We start from the raw sequence: 17633 nt of genomic DNA on the forward strand, positions 1-17633 counted from the left end.
TTGCCGCCTGCTCTTCACAGACAGCAAGCCCTTTCGGCTGCTTGAACAATTTTTACTTCAGAATATTGTCTAACTTTTTGGGGTCACTTCACTGCAATCGGCTCTTCGCTGTTTTATTTTTCAAAAGTTCAAAATATTGAACTTTTTGTTAAATATACTCTTGCAATTTTGCACGCGCTGTGTATAATAGTCTCGGTTTAGCAAAAACTGACCAAAAGTTTAGTATATCGAACGAGGAGGCGTGTGTATGTACATTGGCAATAAGATCAAGCAGCTGCGAACGCGACAGGGACTAACTCTGGAGGAGCTTGCCAGCCGAAGCGAGCTCACGAAGGGGTTCTTGTCCCAGTTAGAGCGCGACCTCACCTCCCCCTCGATCGACTCGCTCAGCGATATCCTCGAGGCCCTCGGCACCAACCTCTCGGAATTCTTCCAGGAGGATAAAAACGACCAGTTTGTCTTCCGCTCCGAAGACTTTTTCGTCGACGAGCGCGAGAACTGCACCGTCAACTGGATCGTTCCCAACACGCAGAAAAACCAGATGGAGCCCATTTTATTGGAACTTCCCGCCGGCGGCGAATCGTTCGAGGTCGAGCCGCACAACGGCGAGGAGTTCGGCTACGTGCTTGACGGCAGCGTCATTTTAGAGTGCGACGGCGAACGCAGCGTTGTGCGCCGCGGCGAAACGTTCTATCTCCACGGCAGAACGTTCCACTACCTCAAAAATGAACGCAAGACCACCACGCGCATCCTCTGGGTCTGCACGCCCCCGCTTTTCTAAATTACTACATCATGATTTAAGTGAGGATATCGGAACATGGCTGAAGAAAAGAAGAAGCTTATCCAATTCAAGAACATCGTCAAGAGCTTTGAGGACGGACAGGTCGTTCTCAAGGGCGTCTCTCTTGACATTTACGAAAATGAGTTCGTCACCCTGCTCGGCCCATCGGGCTGCGGCAAGACGACGCTTTTGCGCATCCTTGGCGGCTTTTTGCAGCCGAGCGAGGGCAAGGTACTCTTCGACGGCGAGGACATCGTCAGCGTCCCGCCCTACAAGCGCGAGATCAACACCGTCTTCCAGAAGTACGCCCTCTTCCCCCACATGGACGTTTACGACAACATCGCCTTTGGCTTGACGCTCAAGAAAGAGCCGAAGGACGTTATCGAGCAGAAGGTCATGCGTATGCTGCGCCTTGTTAGCCTTGAGGACTATGCCCACCGCAACGTGACCGAGCTCTCCGGCGGCCAGCAGCAGCGCATCGCCATCGCCCGCGCGCTCGTCAATGAGCCAAGCGTGCTGCTGCTCGACGAGCCGCTCGGCGCGCTCGACTTAAAGCTCCGCAAGGAGATGCAGCAGGAGCTCAAATACATCCAGCAGGAGGTCGGCATCACGTTCATCTTCGTCACGCACGATCAGGAAGAGGCGCTGACGATGTCCGATAAGATCGTCGTCATGAATGCGGGTGAAATTCAGCAGATCGGTACGCCGACCGAAATCTACCGCACCCCCGTCAACGAATTCGTCGCCAAGTTCATCGGCGAGACGAACATCATCGACGGCGTCATGCTTGAGGACGACCTCGTCATGTTCGAGGACAAGAAGTACGCCTGCCGTGCCCGCGGCTACAATAAGAACGAAAAGGTCGACGTCGTCATCCGCCCCGAGCACCTCGACATTGTCCCGCGTGCCGAGGGTATGCTCAAGGGCACGGTCAAGTCTCAGCTTTTCAAGGGCATGCACTATGAAACCGTGGTCGAAACGCGCGTCGGTACGTCCATCACCGTGAAGATGCAGGTCTCGCAGGACCGCCCTGTCTACAACGAGGAAAAGGGCGAGAAGATCAGTGCGAACGCCTTCCTTCTGGACGTGGAGGACGTCGAAGAGCTCGACGACGCCAAGGTCGTCGCCCTCGCCTCTGCAGAGGCGTGGGACGCCGAGACCGAGGAGCCCATCTCCATCAAGACCGTCGAATACGACATCAAGCCCGAGACCGGCAACTACACCGTGACCTTTGCCACCGCGAACGATACGTCTATCACCGTCAAGGTGCTCGTCGTAGCGCAGAACCGCGTCGAGAGCAAGGTCTATCAGGAAGAAATTTACGCGATGAACTTCTTCAAAAAGGTCGAGGACATTCAGGAGAGCATCGCGCTCGACACCGATCTTGAGACCTGGGCCAGCGCGTCGGCGTGGTCCCTCGAAGACGGCGAGCAGGTCGAGATCACGGACGTCAAGTACGACTTCGACCCCGAGACCATCACCCCGGGCGTTTACGATGTGACCTTCTCCACCGAGGGCTATGAGTACAAGGTCTCCACCACCCACGCCTTTGAAGAGGGCGAGCAGGTCGGCCTTGTCTTCCGTCCCGAGGACATCCACGTGATGAAGAAGGAGGGCCAGTGGTGAAGCGCTTTCGTTCCATGACTTACCCGTATATCGCGTGGATCATCGCGATCATCGTGGCGCCGATGCTTCTGATCGTGCTCTATGCCTTCACGACCTCCGGCAACTCGGTGCTGACATTCCAGTTCACCTTTGAGAACTTTGCCCGCTTCGTCACGGACAAGGTCTTTATGGATGTGTTGCTGCGCTCGCTCTATATCGCGCTCATCACAACGCTCATCTGCGTTGCGCTCGGCTACCCCATCGCCTACGTCATCGCGCAGCGCGGCGGCCGCAGCAACACGATCTTAATTCTGCTCATCACCATGCCGACCTGGGTCAACATGCTGGTGCGCACCTATGCTTGGATGGGCATTTTGCAGGACGAGGGCATCTTCAACACGATCCTTTCGTGGTTCGGCATCGGCCCCGTGTCGATGATCCACACGAGCTTTGCCGTCATCCTCGGCATGGTCTATAACTTCATTCCCTTTATGATCCTGCAGATCCACACGTCCCTTGCCAAGATGGACAAGAGCCTTTTGGAAGCCGCCAACGACCTCGGTGCAACGCCGGTGCAGGCATTCCTGCGCGTGACGCTGCCGCTCTCGCTTCCCGGCGTGATCTCCGGCATCACGCTCGTGTTCCTGCCCGCGGTGTCGAGCTTCTTCATTCCGAAGCTTCTCGGCGGCGGACAGTACGTCCTCGTCGGCAACATCATTGAAACGCAGTTCCTCACCACTGGCGACTGGAACTTCGGCTCGGCCATCTCGCTCATCATGGCGGTCATCATCATGATCTCGATGTGGCTGACGCGCAAGGCGGACATTCAGGTCGCCTCGCAGGGAAAGGAGTGAGAAGCGCATGAAAAAGAAAACCTCTGTCGGCTCGAAGATCATCCTGACGCTCACGATGCTCTTCTTCTACCTCCCCATCCTCTATATCATTATCTTTTCGTTCAACGATTCCCGCTCGCTGACGAAGTTCGGCGGCTTCTCGCTCCGCTGGTATGAAAAGATGTTCGCCGATTCGACGATGATGGAGGCTGTGCTCTACACGGTCATCATCGCCGTCATCGCGACGGTCGTCGCGACAGTCGTCGGCACGATCACGGCCATCGGCCTTTCTAAATCCCGCAAGGTTGTGCAGAAGATGGTCGAGCGCATCAACGACCTGCCCGTGATGAACCCCGATATCGTCACGGCCATCTCACTTCTGATGTTTTTCAGCGTCCTCACGGTCAAAAAAGGCTTCGGCACGCTGCTCATCGCGCATATCATGTTCTGCATCCCCTATGTGATGCTCTCCGTCACGCCGAAGCTCCGCTCGCTCGACCCCAATCTCATCGATGCGGCGATGGACCTTGGCGCAACGCCGTTCCAGGCGCTCACGAAAGTCATCGTGCCGCAGATCAAGCCGGGTATCGTCTCCGGCGCGCTCATTGCGTTCACGATGAGCTTTGACGACTTCGTCATCTCGTACTTCACGACGGGCAACGGCGTCAACAACATTTCGATTTTAGTCTACACGATGTCCAAGCGCGTGAACCCGTCCATCAACGCTCTTTCTACCATTGTGATTCTTCTCATTACGCTGGTGCTTGGCGTCGTGAACATCGTGCCGATCGTGCGCGAAAAGCGCGAAAAGGACGGCAAAGCATCCCGCGCCGTGAGCCGCAAGGCCATGGCAGCTGTTGCCGCCGTGCTGGTGCTGGCCGTTGTCGGCGGCACCGTGGGCGCGAGCCTTTCCCAGCAGCACAAGAGCGCCGCGGCTGTCGAGAAGTACGGCAGCAACGTTTTGAAGCTCTATCTCCCCGGCGAGTACCTCGGCGAGAACGTCATCTCCGACTTTGAAAAGCAGTACGGCGTGCGCGTCATCGTCGAGAACTTCGACTCCAACGAGATGATGTACACCAAGCTCATGGCTGGCGACCGCTACGACGTCATCATTCCGTCCGACTACATGATCGAACGCCTGATGAACGAGGACTTCCTCCAGCCGCTTGACAAGAGCATGATCCCCAATATGGAGAACATGTCCGATGCCGTGCTCGGCATGAGCTATGATCCGGACAACACGTACTCCATCCCCTACTTCTGGGGCAGCGTCGGTCTCGTCTACAACCACGAGAACGTCGACCCTGCCGTCATCGAGAGCGAGGGCTGGGAGGTCCTGCGCAACACCGACTACGCCGGTCACATCTACATCTACGATTCCGAGCGCGACTCGTTTATGATGGCGTTCAAGGCGCTGGGCTACTCGATGAACACCGAGGACCCCAACGAGATCAACGACGCCTATGAGTGGCTCCTGCAGATGAACAACACCATGTCCCCCGTCTACGTGACCGACGAGGTCATCGACGGCATGATGAACGGCTATAAGGACATCGCCGTCGTCTACTCCGGCGACGCGACCGTCATCCTCGACGAGAACGAGGACATGAGCTTCTATATGCCGAATCAGGGCACGAACATCTGGTGCGACGCAATGGTCATTCCCAAAAATGCCGAGAATCCCAAGCTCGCCAATGAGTTCATCAACTACATGCTCACCTACGAGGCCGCATTTGACAACACTGAAACGGTGGGTTATACTTCTCCCAACGCAGAAGTGTTTGAAGAAATGACCTCGTCCGAGGACCTCTATGCTGAAAATGCCGCGTATCTTCCCCGCAGCGGCTATGAGGCGGATGAGATGTTCCACGACAACCAGGTGCTCATGCGCGAGCTGAGCAAGCTCTGGATCAAGGTCAAAGCTGCCAAGTAATATCGTAAAGGAGCTTTTTAAGATGAAAATCGGAGATACTTTTACCGTCAAGAAAGTTGTCACGGAAGACATGACCGCTGCCGCGCTCGGCAGCGGCGGTCTGCCGGTGTTTGGCACGCCGTATCTCGTCGCGATGGTCGAAAACGCCGCCTTCACCTATCTCCAGCAGGAGCTGCCCGAGGGTAAGAGCACCGTCGGAACCAAGGTCGAGGTCTCCCATGTCTCCCCCTCGCCCATCGGCATGGAGATCACCGTCACCGTCGAGGTCACGGATATTTCCGCAAACGGCAAGATGGTCGACTTCAAGGCCACCGCGACCGACACCGCCGGCCTCATCGGAGAGGGCACGCACCAGCGCGCCGTCATCACCGTGGATCGCTTCATGGACAAGTGCCAGGCCAAGCTCGGCTGATTTTGTAAGGAGGAACCCTGATGCATTATTCGGGAGCCGTTTACCGTCCCCCCAGCGAGGCGCGCAGCCTCATCGTGCAGTGCACGCTCGGGTGCAGCCACAACAAATGTGCGTTCTGCACGATGTACAAGGACAAAAAGTTCTCCATCAACCCCATTGAGCAGGTGCTTTCCGACCTCGACGAGGCACGCGCCTACGGGCGCTATATCGAGAAGATCTTTTTAGCCGACGGCGACGCGCTGATCCTGCCGATGGACTATCTTCTGACCGTTCTCGACTATATCCGCGACCATTTCCCTACCTGCAAGCGCGTTGCGGCTTACGCAACGGCCAAGGCCATCATGCGCAAGACGGACGACGAGCTGCGTACGCTGCGCGAGCACGGCCTCGGCATCGTGTATATCGGCCTTGAGAGCGGCAACGAAGAGCTTCTCAAAAAGTTCTGCAAGGGCGTTACTGCCGAGGAGATCGTCTTAAACGCCATCCGCTGCAAGCAGGCGGGCATCGCCACCTCCGTCACGGCCATCAACGGCATGGCGGGCGCGAACGGCGACTGGCAGGCCCACGCCATCGACACGGCGAAAGCCGTTTCCCGCATGAAGCCCGACTATATCGCGTTTTTGACGCTTCGCGTCTACTCGGGCACGCCGCTGCACGACTGGATCGCGAGCGGCGAGTTCAAGATGATGGAGCCGCCCGAGCTGATGCGTGAAACACGCCTCTTTTTGGAGCACATCGACTCCGACGGCAGCATCTTCCGCTCGAACCACGCGTCGAACTACCTCCCCCTCGGCGGTACGCTCAACCGCGACCGCGAGGCGCTGATCCACACGATCGACGAAGCGCTCGACGGCAAGGTTAGACTTCGACGCGCCGTCGAACTGGGACTGTAAGACCTAAAAATAGAACCTGCCGCAAGGTAGGCTTTATTTTTGCGTTTTGCCCTAAAGGGTAAAGGGGTACCCCGTACCGTGCGGGGTGCGAAAAAAGGGGGATATTCTCTCACGTGAGAGAATATCCCCCTTGGACTCCCAAGAGAACGCAAGGGGCGCTGCCCCTTGACCCCGCCATTGCAAGCCAGCAGCTCGAAGAGCTGCGACGCTTGCCGAATCGACTGCCTGCGTGGCGGCATCGCTAACGCTCGCCGCCAATGATTTTGCTATACGACTTGTCTCTGCTCCTATTATCCGCTGCCGCTCTGCCCATCTTGTAAAAGTTCGCAGTAATTTCCGTCTACCGCCAGTCTTATCAATGCGGCGAGCGCAGCAATGCCGCATTCGGTAAGCAGTCTACCGTCCAACTACCGTCACTCGCGCCTCACAATAGTAAGACGCGGTTGATATCAGTAACGATTCGCAGAAGATTCATGGCGAAGCCATGTACACCGCACCCGATTGCGCAGCGTGTGCAGATCTTCAAGCCCCAGACCGGCAATGTCGGGGGTCGAGGGGATCTCCCCTCGCGTTCTCTTGGGGGTCTAAGGGGGCCATTCTCTCACGCGAGAGAATGGCCCCCTTATCCGCGTCCCCTGCACGGTGCAGGGAAAAACGCCCCCCTGCGAGTACGCAGGGAACAATACAACACAGTGTGTTAAAACAATGCTAACTGGCTCGTTTCAGGCAATCCCGCAAACGCGCCCAGCGCGCGCAGCTGGTCGATATGCGTCTGCGACAGCTTGTTGCAGCAGAGGGAAAACTCCTCCACCGATGTAAAGTCCTTCCCCTTGCGCTTCTCGACGGTGTCGAGCGCTGCGGTCTCGCCGAGTCCGCGGACGGAAGTGAACGGCGGCAGCAGGCCGTTTTCCGTGACGACGAACTTCGTCGCATCGCTGCGGTAGATATCGATGGGCTCAAAGTGGAAGCCGCGCAGGCAGAATTCGTAGCAGACTTCAAGCGTCGTCATCAAGTCCTGCTCCACGGCGGTCGCGTCCTTGTTGTTTTCAATCTCGCGGATGCGGCGGCGCAGCGCGTCGGCGTCCTTGCAGCACTCGGCGGCGTCGAATGCCTTGGCGCGGATGGAGAAGAACGTCGCGTAGAACGCGAGCGGCTCGTGCACCTTGAACCACGCGATACGGAACGCCATCATAACGTATGCGACCGCATGCGCTTTCGGGAAGAGGTAACCGATCTTCGCAAGCGATTCGATGTACCACTCCGGCACGTCGTGCTTGCGCATCTCTTCGACCCACATCGGCCAGTCCCCCGCCTTGCCGCCTTTGACCTTGCCCTTTCGGACGGCCTCCATGATCTTAAAGCTCATCTTCGGGTCAAGCCCCATAGAGATGAGGTAGAGCATGATATCGTCACGGCAGCCGACGGTCTCCAAAACGCTCGCCGTGCCGCTGACGATCAGATCCTTCGCGTTGCCGAGCCACACGTCGGTGCCGTGGGAGAAGCCTGAAAGGCGCAGCAGCGTGTTGAAGTCCTTGGGCTGCGTGTCGACGAGCATCTGGCGCGTGAAGCGCGTGTTGAACTCCGGGATCGCGACGGCGCCCGTGGGGCCGAGCACCTCGTCGTTCTCATAGCCGAGCACCTTGGACGAGATGAAGATTGACATCGTGTCGGGGTCGTCGAGCGGGATGGCGCGAGCGTTCACGCCCGTCAGATTTTCGAGCATGCGGATCATCGTCGGGTCATCGTGGCCGAGCATGTCGAGCTTTAAAAGGTTGTCCTCCATGCAGTGATATTCGAAATGCGTGGTGATCGTGTCGCTGTCGGGGTCGTCCGCAGGGTGCTGTACGGGGCAGAAATCCTCGATATCCATGTCGTCCGGCACGACGACGAGTCCGCCGGGATGCTGGCCCGTCGTGCGTCGCACGCCGACGCAGCCCGCCGTCAGGCGGTCGATCTCGGCGTTGCCCGCGGCGATGCCGTTTTCCTCGAGGTATTTTTTGACGAAGCCGTAGGCCGTCTTCTCCGCGAGCGTACCGATCGTACCCGCGCGGAACACCTGCGTCTTGCCGAACATCTCGACCGCGTGCGCGTGGGCGCGCGCCTGATATTCGCCTGAGAAGTTGAGGTCGATATCCGGCACCTTGCCGCCGCCGTAGCCGAGGAAAGTTTCGAACGGGATGTCGAAGCCGTCCTTGACGTACTTCGTGCCGCAGACGGGACACATTTTATCGGGCATGTCCGCGCCACAGCCATACTCGCCCGCGTGGAACTCGACGTTGCGGCACTTCGGGCAGCGGTAGTGCGGCGGCAGGGCGTTGACCTCGGTGATGCCGGCCATGTACGCGACAAGTGACGAGCCGACCGACCCTCGCGAGCCGACGAGGTAGCCGCACTCAAGCGAGCGCTGCACGAGCTTCTGCGCCGACATGTAAACGACGTCATACTTGCCCAAAATGCTGCCGAGCTCGACGTTCAGCCGGTCGACGATCAGCTGCGGCAGATCGTCGCCGTAAAGCTCGTGCGCTTTCCCCCACACCATGCGGTTAAGGTCTTCCTCCGAATTTTCAAGCCGCGGCGGAAACAGCTTGCCCTTGGGCAAAAGCTCGATATCCTCCACCTGCTCGGCGATGGCGCGGGTGTTCGTCACGACGACCTCGTAGGCTTTCTCCTTGCCGAGGTAGTCAAATTCCTTGAGCATTTCGTCCGTCGTGCGGAAGTAGAGCGGGACGGGCTCGTTCGCGTCGGCGAATTTCTTTGACGCGAGCAGGATATGGCGATAAACCTCGTCTTCGGGGTCGAGGAAGTGGACGTCGCCCGTTGCGCAGACGGGCTTGCCGAGCTCTTCGCCAAGCTTGACAACAGTGCGGTTGAAGTCCTTGAGGTCTTCGTCGTCGCGCACCGTGCCGTCGCGCACCATGAAGCGGTTATTGCCGAGCGGCTGAATTTCAAGATAGTCGTAGAACGAGGCGATGCGCTTGAGCTCATTCCAGTCCTTGTGGTCGACGATGGCGCGGAACAGCTCGCCCGCCTCGCAGGCAGAGCCGATGATCAAGCCCTCGCGATGCGCGACAAGCTCGCTTTTCGGGATGATCGGCACGCGCTTAAAGTATTTGAGGTTCGACGCCGAGATGAGCTGGTAGAGGTTCTTGAGGCCCACCTTGTTCTTGGCGATCAGAATGATGTGCTTTGGGAAACGGTTGCGCTTGACGCCGAGCGGGCGGAGCTTCGTCATCTCGTCGTTGATCTGCTGGAGGCGCGTGACGCCGCGCTCTTCGAGCATGACGAAGAACTTGGCCAGCATCTGCGCGACCGGGACCGCATCGTCGGACGCGCGGTGGTGGTTGAACTGCGGGAGCTGCAAGTGGTCGGCCACGATGTCGAGCTTGTACTTGCCGAGCTCGGGCAGGAGATTCTGCGCGAAAATCAGCGAGTCGAGATACGTCGGCTCGAACGGGATGCCGCACTTTTTGCAGCCTGCGCGGATGAAGCTGATATCAAACTCCGCATTGTGCGCAGCGAGCGGGCGGCCGCCCGCAAAGGCCAAAAACGCGTGCAGCGCGTCCTCCAGCTTCGGCGCGCCGCGCAGCATGTCGTCTGTGATGCCGGTCAGGCCGATGATCTCAGGCGAAAGCCGGCGCTCGGGGTCGACAAAGGTTTGGAACGTGTCGACGATCTCGCCGTCTTTCAGAATGACCGCACCGATCTCGGTGATGGCATCGTGCGCGACCTTCAGACCCGTTGTTTCAATGTCGAAACAGCAGATCTCAGTCGAAAAATCGCCGTCCTGCGGGCCGTGCACACAGATACGGTCGTCGATGTTGTTGAGAAAATAGCCCTCACAGCCGTAAAGGAGTTTTATTTTACCCTCGCCGGTGTGCCAGGCGTCCGGGAAGCTCTGCGCTACGCCGTGATCCGTGATGGCGATGGCGGGCATCCCCCACTTGATCGCGCGCTTGACGACCGCGGCGGTGTCGGTCAGCGCGTCCATGTTGGACATACGGGTATGTAAGTGCAGCTCGACGCGCTTTTCTTCCGCCGTGTCCGTGCGCTCGGCGTGGTCGATCTGCATGATGTCCTGCGGGTTGAGCTGCATATCCTTACCATCGTAGGAGAGCTCCATGCGGCCGCTGACGCGCAGCCACATGCCGACGCTGATCTTGCCGAGAAGCTCCGTCGCCTCGCGCTCGGGCATGCTGCGGCGGATGAAGAGCGAGCCTTTGTAGTCCGTCATTTCGAGCAACATCGTCCAGACGCCGGCGCGGCGCGTCTCGTGGCAGTCGAACTTGAAGACCTTGCCCTCAACGACGACGTGACCGGCCTTTGGCGTCAGCTCGCTGATAGGGAGCACTCTCCCCTTTGCAATCTCGCGGCCCATGATGACACTGCCGCTGCCGCTCACCTTGCGGCCAGCGTTCTTCAACATGTCGGGAAAGGCCTCCGCCGTTGATTTGACGTGGATGTCCACGCGCTTTAAGTCGTAATTGCGCGCAAGAAGCTGCTCGACCGTTTCGCGCGTCGAGTCGTTCATCTCCGCGCGCACGGTCATGTCGAGCGTCATCGTGCGCTTTTCCGGCTCGAGCACCATGTTCGTGACCATCGCGGCGTTGAGCGGGACGCGCAGGTCAAAATCCGGCGAAAAGTCGGTGAATAATTCAAAAAAAGGAATCTTTTGTGCCATAGCCACAACCTTATCTCAGTATCGTTTCCGCTCGGTCAGAGTTTTTTGATTTCCTCCATCAAAGCGTCGACAAGCTTTTCCTGCGGCACTTTGTAAAGGATTTTTCCTTTTCGGAAAATCATGCCCTCACCTTTACCGCCGGCCACGCCGATATCGGCGGCCGAGGCCTCACCCGGCCCGTTGACGACGCAGCCCATCACGGCGACCGTGATATTCTTCCTGCAGTCGGCAAGACGGCGCTCTAGCTCCTCGGCGATCGGGATCATGTCGTACGCCGTGCGGCCGCACGTCGGGCAGGAGACGAGGTTCACACCGCTGCGGCGGATGCCGCAGGCCTGCAAAATGCGCTTGGCGGCGCAGACCTCTTCCACGGGGTCCGCCGTGAGCGAGACGCGCATCGTGTCGCCGATGCCCTCGCACAGAAGGCCGCCGATGCCGATGGCGGACTTCAAAAGCCCCATCGTGGGCGTGCCCGCCTCGGTCACGCCGAGGTGGAGCGGATAGTCGACCTTTTCGTGCAGAAGGCGATAGGCCGCCATGTTGAGCGGTACATCAGAGCTCTTGACCGAGATGCAGATCTCGGTAAAATCGAACTTTTCAAGCAGCCGCACATGTCTGAGCGCGCTCTCGACGAGCGCCTCGGGCGTCACGCGGCCATATTTTGCGAGCAGATCCTTTTCAAGCGAGCCGCCGTTCACGCCGATGCGGATGGGAACCTTGTGTTCACGGCAGGCGTCTACGACCGCCTTGACGCGGTCATCTCCCCCGATGTTGCCGGGGTTGATGCGAATTTTGTCCGCGCCGCGCGCCGCCGCTTCGACGGCGAGACGGTAGTCGAAATGAATGTCCGCGACGAGCGGGATGGAGATATTCTCCTTAATTTCACTCAGCGCATGCGCGGCCTCCATATTCGGCACCGTGACGCGCACGATCTCGCAGCCCGCCTCTTCGAGCGCGTGGATCTGCGCGATGGTGGCCTTGGCATCCTCAGTGTGCGTGTTGCACATCGACTGGATCGTGACCGGCGCGCCGCCGCCGATAGCGACGCCGCCTGCGATAATTTGCTTGCTCATAAGATCATCCTCCTCACAGGAGCTTGACAATGTCGTGGAACGTGACGAACAGCATCAGCGCCATTAAAAGCGCAAAGCCGATGCCGTTGATGGCGTTCAGATATTTGGACGGAATTTCCTTTTTGAAAAGCGCCACGGCGATGCCGTTGACGAGCAGGAACAGCACGTGTCCGCCGTCGAGTGCGGGCAGCGGCAGCAGGTTCATCACGGCGAGGTTCACCGCGATCATCGCGGCGAAGTAGAGAATGCTCTCGAGTGCCGCGCCGAAGCCCGCCTCGGCCTCGGTCTCCTTGCCGACCTCCGTGATGGTCGAGACGATGCCGACCGGGCCGCTCAGATCGTTGACGCCCGCCGCGCCCGAAAGCAGCATTTGCAGGCTCAGTCTCACGATGCGGACATAGTCCATCGTCTGGTACCAGCTGTATTGCAGGCGCAGAAGCGGCGTCGCCTCGACGATGCCGCCGTAGGTAAAGCCGTAGGCCTCGTACTCCTTACCGTTTTCGTCAGTGTAGACTTGCCTGGTGAGCGTGCGGTCGAACTTTTTGCCGTCGCGCAGGACGGTCATGTCGATCGTGCCCGTGTCGCCAAGGCCCATGATGAGCGACACGTCGCTCTTTAAATAAATGCGCTCACCGTTGATGGCGTAGATCGTGTCGCCGGGCATCAGGCCGTCCTCTCCCTGCTGCGGGAAATCGGGGTTCAGCTCGACGATCTCCGTCGTGTAGAATGCCTGCGCACCTGCATACAGGCAGATGACGATGATGAGGCCCGTCAGGAAGTTCATGAACGCGCCCGCGACGAAGATGATGAACTTCTTCCACCAGACCTGGCGGCCCAGCGCGCGGTCGTCGTCCGAATCCTCGTCCTCGCCCTCCATGGCGCAGTAGCCTCCGATGGGCAGGAGCCGCAGGGAGTATTCGGTGTCCCCCTTCGTCTTATGGAAGAGCTGCGGGCCCATGCCGATGGAAAATTCATTGACGCGCACGCCGCAGGCCTTGGCCGCCAAAAAGTGGCCAAACTCATGCACGGCGATGAGCACGCCGAAAATCAGGATCGCAATGAGAATATAAACCATGGTCTCTCCTAAATTTGGTCAGTTGAGCTTTTCGCGCACGACCTCGCGCGCGAGCCGGTCTGCTTCCAGAATATCCGAAAGCTGCGGCTGATATACCGTCTCGGTTTTATCGAGCGCCGCTTCGATGAGGTCAGGGATGGCACAGATGCCGATCTCATCGCACAGAAATGCCGCGACAGCCTCTTCGTTCGCGCCGCTCATCGCCGCGCAGTAGACATTGCCGATGGCGGCGCACTGCTTGGCGATCTTCAGGCAGCGGAAGACCTCTTCATCGGGCTCGGCGAACGTCAGCGGCGGGCACTTGAGAAGGTCAAGCGGCTCCGCGGGCGAAACGGCCCTGTTGGGGTACGTCATCGCGTAGCGGATGGGCAGCTTCATGTCCGGTGTGCCGAGCTGGGCGAGCATCGCCCCGTCGTGAAACTCGACGAGCGAGTGCACGATGCTCTGGCGATGGATGACCGCGTCGACCTGACGCAGCGGCAGACGGTAGAGGCGCATGGCCTCGATGATCTCAAGTCCCTTGTTCATCAGCGTCGCGGAGTCGATGGTGATCTTTGCACCCATTGTCCAGTTCGGATGCTTGAGCGCGTCGGCCTTCGTCTTAGTCGCAAGCTCCTGCAGGCTCAGGCCGTAGAACGGCCCGCCCGAGCAGGTCAGAATGAGGCGCTTGATCTCACCGCGGTCGCGGCAGCCCTGCAAGCACTGGAAGATCGCGCTGTGCTCGCTGTCGACGGGGACGATCTCCGCGCCGCAGCGCTCCACCGCAGCCACGACGAGCTCGCCCGCGCAGACGAGCGTTTCCTTGTTGGCAAGCGCGATGCGCTTTTTCTTCTCGATTGCCGCGAGCGTCGGCTGGAGTCCGATCATGCCCATCACGGCGGTGACGACCGTGTCAGCGTCGTCCGCCGTGGCCGCGGCCAGAAGGCCCTCCATGCCGGAGAGCACTTGGGTGTTTGTGTCGGAAAGCCGCGCGCGGAGCTCACGCGCCGCGTCCTCGTCATAAAGCACGGCAAGACGCGGGCAAAATTCCCGCGCCTGCTGTTCGATGAGGTCAACGCTTTTATTCGCCGTCAGCGCAGCGACGGAAAGCCCCAGCTCGCGCGCCACCTCAAGCGTCTGGCGGCCGATGGAGCCGGTGGAACCAAGTAAAGCAATACTCCTTGTCATAATAGGCCTCCACAGACCGCAGCCCACACGACCGGCGCGATGAAGAGCGTGGAGTCAAAGCGGTCGAGCATGCCGCCGTGCGTCAGGAAGAGGTGGCTGTAGTCCTTGATGCCCGCCTCGCGCTTGACAAGCGACATCGAGAGGTCGCCGAGCTGGCCGAAGATGTTGGCCACCACGCCCACGAGGATCAGCATGAGGTAGTTCGGCGCATAGCCGAGCCATGCCTTGCCGACAACGCCGAGCAGCACCAGCGCAAGCGCGCTGCCGATGGGCCCGCCGATCGCGCCTGCCCAGGTCTTGTGCGGGCTGACGTGCGGCGCCATCTTGCGCTTGCCGAACCACATGCCAAAGTACATCGACAGCGCATCGCCCACAAAGGCGACGCAGAACGGCGCGAGCACATAGAGCTTGCCGAAGTTTTCGTCCATGCGCAGCAGGAAAATGCAGCTGTACATCGCCGGGAATACGATGCCGCCGACAATGGACACCGCCACATCGTGGAACGTGAACGGTTTTTCCTTTCCGTAAGAGATAACCGCAAAGAGGAACGCCATCATCACAAGAATCCAGCGGAAGATCGTAACGGTCGAAATCGGAAGATCGTATGTGCCGCTCATCTCTTCCTTAAAGAGCCATATCTCCTGCATGACGACCGTTGTGACAAGTCCCCAGTAGAAATTCGCCGGGACGTTCTCTCCCGCCGTGTGCAGCAGTTCATAGGCCGCGATGCCCGCGATGCCGCAGACGACGATCATCGTCGCCCATGCGGGGCAGGCAAGCAGCACGGCGAGCAGCGCCGGCAGGCCGACGACAACCACCAACCATCTTTGTTTCATTTCTGTTTCTCCTGTTTCAGTCCGCCGAAGCGCCGCTCGCGATGCTGATACGCGATGAGCGCCTTGTCGAATTCTCTTTCCGTAAAGTCGGGCCAGAGCGTGTCGCAGAAGTAGAACTCACTGTACGCGCACTGCCACAAAAGGTAGTTGCTGATGCGCTTCTCCCCGCCCGGGCGGATGAGAAGGTCTGGATCGGGAAGTCCGCTTGAATAGAGGTAGCGCGAAAAGCCCTCCTCGGTCAAAGCGTCCGCGTCCTGCTCCCCTGCCGCGCAGTCGCGCGCGAAGGCGCGGGCGGCGTGCAGGATCTCGTCGCGTCCGCCGTAGTTGAGGCAGACGTTGGCCTGAAAGCCTTCGATGCGGGAGGATATCTCATTCGTCTCATCGATGAGTTCCCGAAGTTCCGGCGTCAGGACGCTTAAATCACCCAGAAAGCGCAGGCGGTTGCCGTCCTTTTCCATCGTGTCGATGCACTCGTGCAGATATTGCTCGAGTAAGTGCATGATGCCGTCGACCTCGTCCTTCGGGCGCTTCCAGTTTTCGGTCGAAAAGGCGTAGACCGTCAGATAGTCGATGCCCAGGTTCTTGCAGTAGGTGCCGAGCTTTCGAAATGTCTCCGCCCCCGCCTTGTGACCGGCCGAGCGCGGGAGGCCGCGCTTTTGCGCCCAGCGGCCGTTGCCGTCCATAATGACGGCAACATGACAAGGCAGGTTGTTCAAATCAACCTGCCCTGCCTTGTTCTCTTTGGAAAAGAGCCCCATATCAGACCGCCATGAGCTCCTTCTCTTTCTTCTCGAGAAGGGCGTCGACCTCTTTGCACATGTCGTCGGTCAGCTTCTGCAGGTCCTTTTCGGCAACCTTCAGGTCGTCCTCGGTGATCTCGCTGGCCTTCTGCTTCTTCTTGAAGGCCTCCATCGCGTCGCGGCGGATGTTGCGGATGGCGACCTTGCCGGTCTCGGAATACTTATGGATCTGCTTGACGAGCTCCTTACGGCGCTCCTCCGTGAGTTGCGGGAAGTTCAGGCGGATGGACTTGCCGTCGTTCTGCGGGTTGATGCCAAGGTCAGACTCCTGAATGGCGCGCTCGATGGGCTTGAGGGCCGTGCCGTCCCACGGGGTGATGACGAGCTGGCGCGGATCGGGAGAAGCGATGGCCGCGATCTGCTGGATGGGCGTGGGAGAGCCGTAGTAGTCGACGCTGATGCGGTCGAGCACAGAGGCGTTGGCGCGGCCTGCGCGCACAGAGGCAAAGTCCGCGTTCACCGCGTCGATGCTCTTTCTCATTTTGTCGGAATAAACCTTGTAATCTTCCTTATTCATGGGGATACCTCCTCAAAAATTTTTATCGTAAAACCGCAGATGCGGGGTCGCTCAGTTTTCGCCAACAATGGTGCCGATCTTCTCGCCCTCGACCGCACGGATGATGTTCTCGGGATCCTTGAGGGCAAAGACAAGCACGGGAATGTGGTTGTCCATCGAAAGCGACGTGGCCGTGGAGTCCATGACCGCAAGGTGCTGGGCCAGCACGTCCTCATAGGAGATAGCGTCGTACTTGATCGCATTTGCATCCTTGGCGGGGTCGGCGTTGTAAACGCCGTCGATGTTCTTTGCGAGCAGGATCACGTCGGCATTGATCTCCGCCGCGCGCAGCACCGCTGCCGTGTCGGTCGAGAAGAACGGAGAGCCGATGCCGCAGCCAAAGAGCACTACGCGGCCCTTTTCCAAATGCCGGATGGCGCGGGCGCGGATATAGGGTTCGGCGACTTCTTTGATCTCCAGCGCCGTCTGCACGCGCACGTCGACGCCCTTCTGCTCGAGCACATCGGCGACCGCCATGCAGTTCATCGCCGTGGCCAGCATGCCCATGTGGTCGGCACGGGTGCGCTCGATGTAGCCCTCGCCGTTTTTCACGCCGCGCCAGAAGTTGCCGCCGCCGATGACGACGCCCATCTGCACACCCATGTCCGTGCACTTTTTGATGACGTCGCACACCTTGGAAACGACGTCGAAGTCGAAGCCGAAGTGCTTGTCGCCCGCCAGCGCCTCGCCGCTGATCTTGAGCAGCACGCGCTTATACTTGAGTTGAGCCATGCTCATAATCTCCCCTTTCAGGAACAAGTTCAAATTTTCACAGCTACTATTTTAGCGTATTTTTGCTCTTTTGCATAGGGGGAAAGCGTAAACTTTTTTCACAAATTCGCTCTTTCCTTTTTCGTCAAGTTGAACCGACGTGAATAGCGGAAAAAAGCAGCCGTATGAAATGAAGTGACCCCAAAAAGTTAGACAATATTCTGAAGTAAAAATTGTTCAAGCAGCTGAAAGGGCTTGCTGTCTGTGAATTGCAGGCGGC

At 58.8% G+C, this 17633-nt stretch carries 13 protein-coding genes and 1 pseudogene; 6 read left to right on the top strand and 8 right to left on the bottom strand.

The genetic code is table 11. The features are described from left to right. The first annotated feature begins 247 nt into the window (after positions 1 to 247). From NI20_RS0107110 to NI20_RS0107135, 6 genes and pseudogenes are all read left to right on the top strand, one after another. Entirely contained in the window at positions 248 to 781 is a 534-nt protein-coding gene (locus tag NI20_RS0107110; RefSeq protein WP_033120723.1) for a helix-turn-helix domain-containing protein, read from the top strand. A gap of 36 nt (positions 782 to 817) precedes the next feature. Beyond that, positions 818 to 1840 (top strand): annotated as a pseudogene (locus NI20_RS15990) (ABC transporter ATP-binding protein); the annotation flags it as partial. A 563-nt stretch (positions 1841 to 2403) separates the two neighbouring features. After that, complete coding sequence (locus tag NI20_RS0107120) at positions 2404 to 3240, top strand: ABC transporter permease (RefSeq protein WP_033120725.1); 837 nt, start codon at positions 2404 to 2406, stop codon at positions 3238 to 3240. A gap of 7 nt (positions 3241 to 3247) precedes the next feature. Continuing rightward, the gene (locus tag NI20_RS0107125; protein ID WP_033120726.1) at positions 3248 to 5152 is read left to right on the top strand and encodes an extracellular solute-binding protein; all 1905 of its coding nucleotides are present in this window, start codon (positions 3248 to 3250) and stop codon (positions 5150 to 5152) included. Positions 5153 to 5174: 22 nt separating this feature from the next. Beyond that, positions 5175 to 5564 (top strand): thioesterase family protein, encoded by a 390-nt coding sequence (locus tag NI20_RS0107130; protein ID WP_033120727.1) that lies wholly within the window; start codon positions 5175 to 5177, stop codon positions 5562 to 5564. A gap of 20 nt (positions 5565 to 5584) precedes the next feature. Next, on the top strand, positions 5585 to 6457 hold the full coding sequence (locus NI20_RS0107135; RefSeq protein ID WP_033120728.1) for a radical SAM protein: 873 nt from the start codon (positions 5585 to 5587) through the stop codon (positions 6455 to 6457). A 697-nt stretch (positions 6458 to 7154) separates the two neighbouring features. Here NI20_RS0107135 and NI20_RS0107140 read toward each other — a convergent pair. From NI20_RS0107140 to pyrH, 8 genes are read right to left on the bottom strand one after another with little or no spacing between them, the layout of a single operon-like run. Next, complete coding sequence (locus NI20_RS0107140) at positions 7155 to 11135, bottom strand: PolC-type DNA polymerase III (RefSeq protein ID WP_242842948.1); 3981 nt, start codon at positions 11133 to 11135, stop codon at positions 7155 to 7157. A gap of 35 nt (positions 11136 to 11170) precedes the next feature. Continuing rightward, on the bottom strand, positions 11171 to 12208 hold the full coding sequence (gene ispG, locus NI20_RS0107145) for a flavodoxin-dependent (E)-4-hydroxy-3-methylbut-2-enyl-diphosphate synthase (RefSeq protein ID WP_033120730.1): 1038 nt from the start codon (positions 12206 to 12208) through the stop codon (positions 11171 to 11173). Between the two features lie 13 nt (positions 12209 to 12221). After that, a complete protein-coding gene (locus NI20_RS0107150; RefSeq protein ID WP_033120731.1) occupies positions 12222 to 13283 on the bottom strand; it encodes an RIP metalloprotease in 1062 nt (353 codons plus the stop codon). Positions 13284 to 13301: 18 nt separating this feature from the next. Continuing rightward, positions 13302 to 14450, bottom strand: a complete 1149-nt coding sequence (locus NI20_RS0107155; RefSeq protein ID WP_033120732.1) for a 1-deoxy-D-xylulose-5-phosphate reductoisomerase — start codon at positions 14448 to 14450, stop codon at positions 13302 to 13304. Then, a complete protein-coding gene (locus NI20_RS0107160; protein WP_033120733.1) occupies positions 14447 to 15286 on the bottom strand; it encodes a phosphatidate cytidylyltransferase in 840 nt (279 codons plus the stop codon). The genes NI20_RS0107155 and NI20_RS0107160 overlap by 4 nt, the downstream gene beginning before the upstream one ends. Then, positions 15283 to 16044: an isoprenyl transferase gene (locus tag NI20_RS0107165; protein ID WP_033120734.1), complete on the bottom strand. Its 762-nt coding sequence runs from the start codon at positions 16042 to 16044 to the stop codon at positions 15283 to 15285. Before NI20_RS0107165 ends, NI20_RS0107160 begins: the two co-directional genes overlap by 4 nt. A gap of 1 nt (position 16045) precedes the next feature. Next, positions 16046 to 16603, bottom strand: a complete 558-nt coding sequence (gene frr / locus NI20_RS0107170) for a ribosome recycling factor (protein ID WP_033120735.1) — start codon at positions 16601 to 16603, stop codon at positions 16046 to 16048. A gap of 51 nt (positions 16604 to 16654) precedes the next feature. Then, positions 16655 to 17374 (bottom strand): UMP kinase, encoded by a 720-nt coding sequence (pyrH, locus tag NI20_RS0107175; protein WP_033120736.1) that lies wholly within the window; start codon positions 17372 to 17374, stop codon positions 16655 to 16657. Positions 17375 to 17633 lie beyond the last annotated feature (259 nt).

Origin of the sequence: Oscillibacter sp. ER4 (assembly GCF_000765235.1) — a bacterium.
GTDB classification, from domain to species: Bacteria; Bacillota; Clostridia; order Oscillospirales; family Oscillospiraceae; genus Hominicoprocola; species Hominicoprocola fusiformis.

Coding starts and splice junctions, on each gene's coding strand:
- NI20_RS0107110 (WP_033120723.1), top strand. CDS start 248: ATGTACATTGGCAATAAGATCAAGCAGCTGCGAACGCGACAGGGACTA.
- NI20_RS0107125 (WP_033120726.1), top strand. CDS start 3,248: ATGAAAAAGAAAACCTCTGTCGGCTCGAAGATCATCCTGACGCTCACG.
- NI20_RS0107130 (WP_033120727.1), top strand. CDS start 5,175: ATGAAAATCGGAGATACTTTTACCGTCAAGAAAGTTGTCACGGAAGAC.
- NI20_RS0107135 (WP_033120728.1), top strand. CDS start 5,585: ATGCATTATTCGGGAGCCGTTTACCGTCCCCCCAGCGAGGCGCGCAGC.
- NI20_RS0107140 (WP_242842948.1), bottom strand. CDS start 11,135: ATGGCACAAAAGATTCCTTTTTTTGAATTATTCACCGACTTTTCGCCG.
- ispG (WP_033120730.1), bottom strand. CDS start 12,208: ATGAGCAAGCAAATTATCGCAGGCGGCGTCGCTATCGGCGGCGGCGCG.
- NI20_RS0107150 (WP_033120731.1), bottom strand. CDS start 13,283: ATGGTTTATATTCTCATTGCGATCCTGATTTTCGGCGTGCTCATCGCC.
- NI20_RS0107155 (WP_033120732.1), bottom strand. CDS start 14,450: ATGACAAGGAGTATTGCTTTACTTGGTTCCACCGGCTCCATCGGCCGC.
- NI20_RS0107160 (WP_033120733.1), bottom strand. CDS start 15,286: ATGAAACAAAGATGGTTGGTGGTTGTCGTCGGCCTGCCGGCGCTGCTC.
- NI20_RS0107165 (WP_033120734.1), bottom strand. CDS start 16,044: ATGGGGCTCTTTTCCAAAGAGAACAAGGCAGGGCAGGTTGATTTGAAC.
- frr (WP_033120735.1), bottom strand. CDS start 16,603: ATGAATAAGGAAGATTACAAGGTTTATTCCGACAAAATGAGAAAGAGC.
- pyrH (WP_033120736.1), bottom strand. CDS start 17,374: ATGGCTCAACTCAAGTATAAGCGCGTGCTGCTCAAGATCAGCGGCGAG.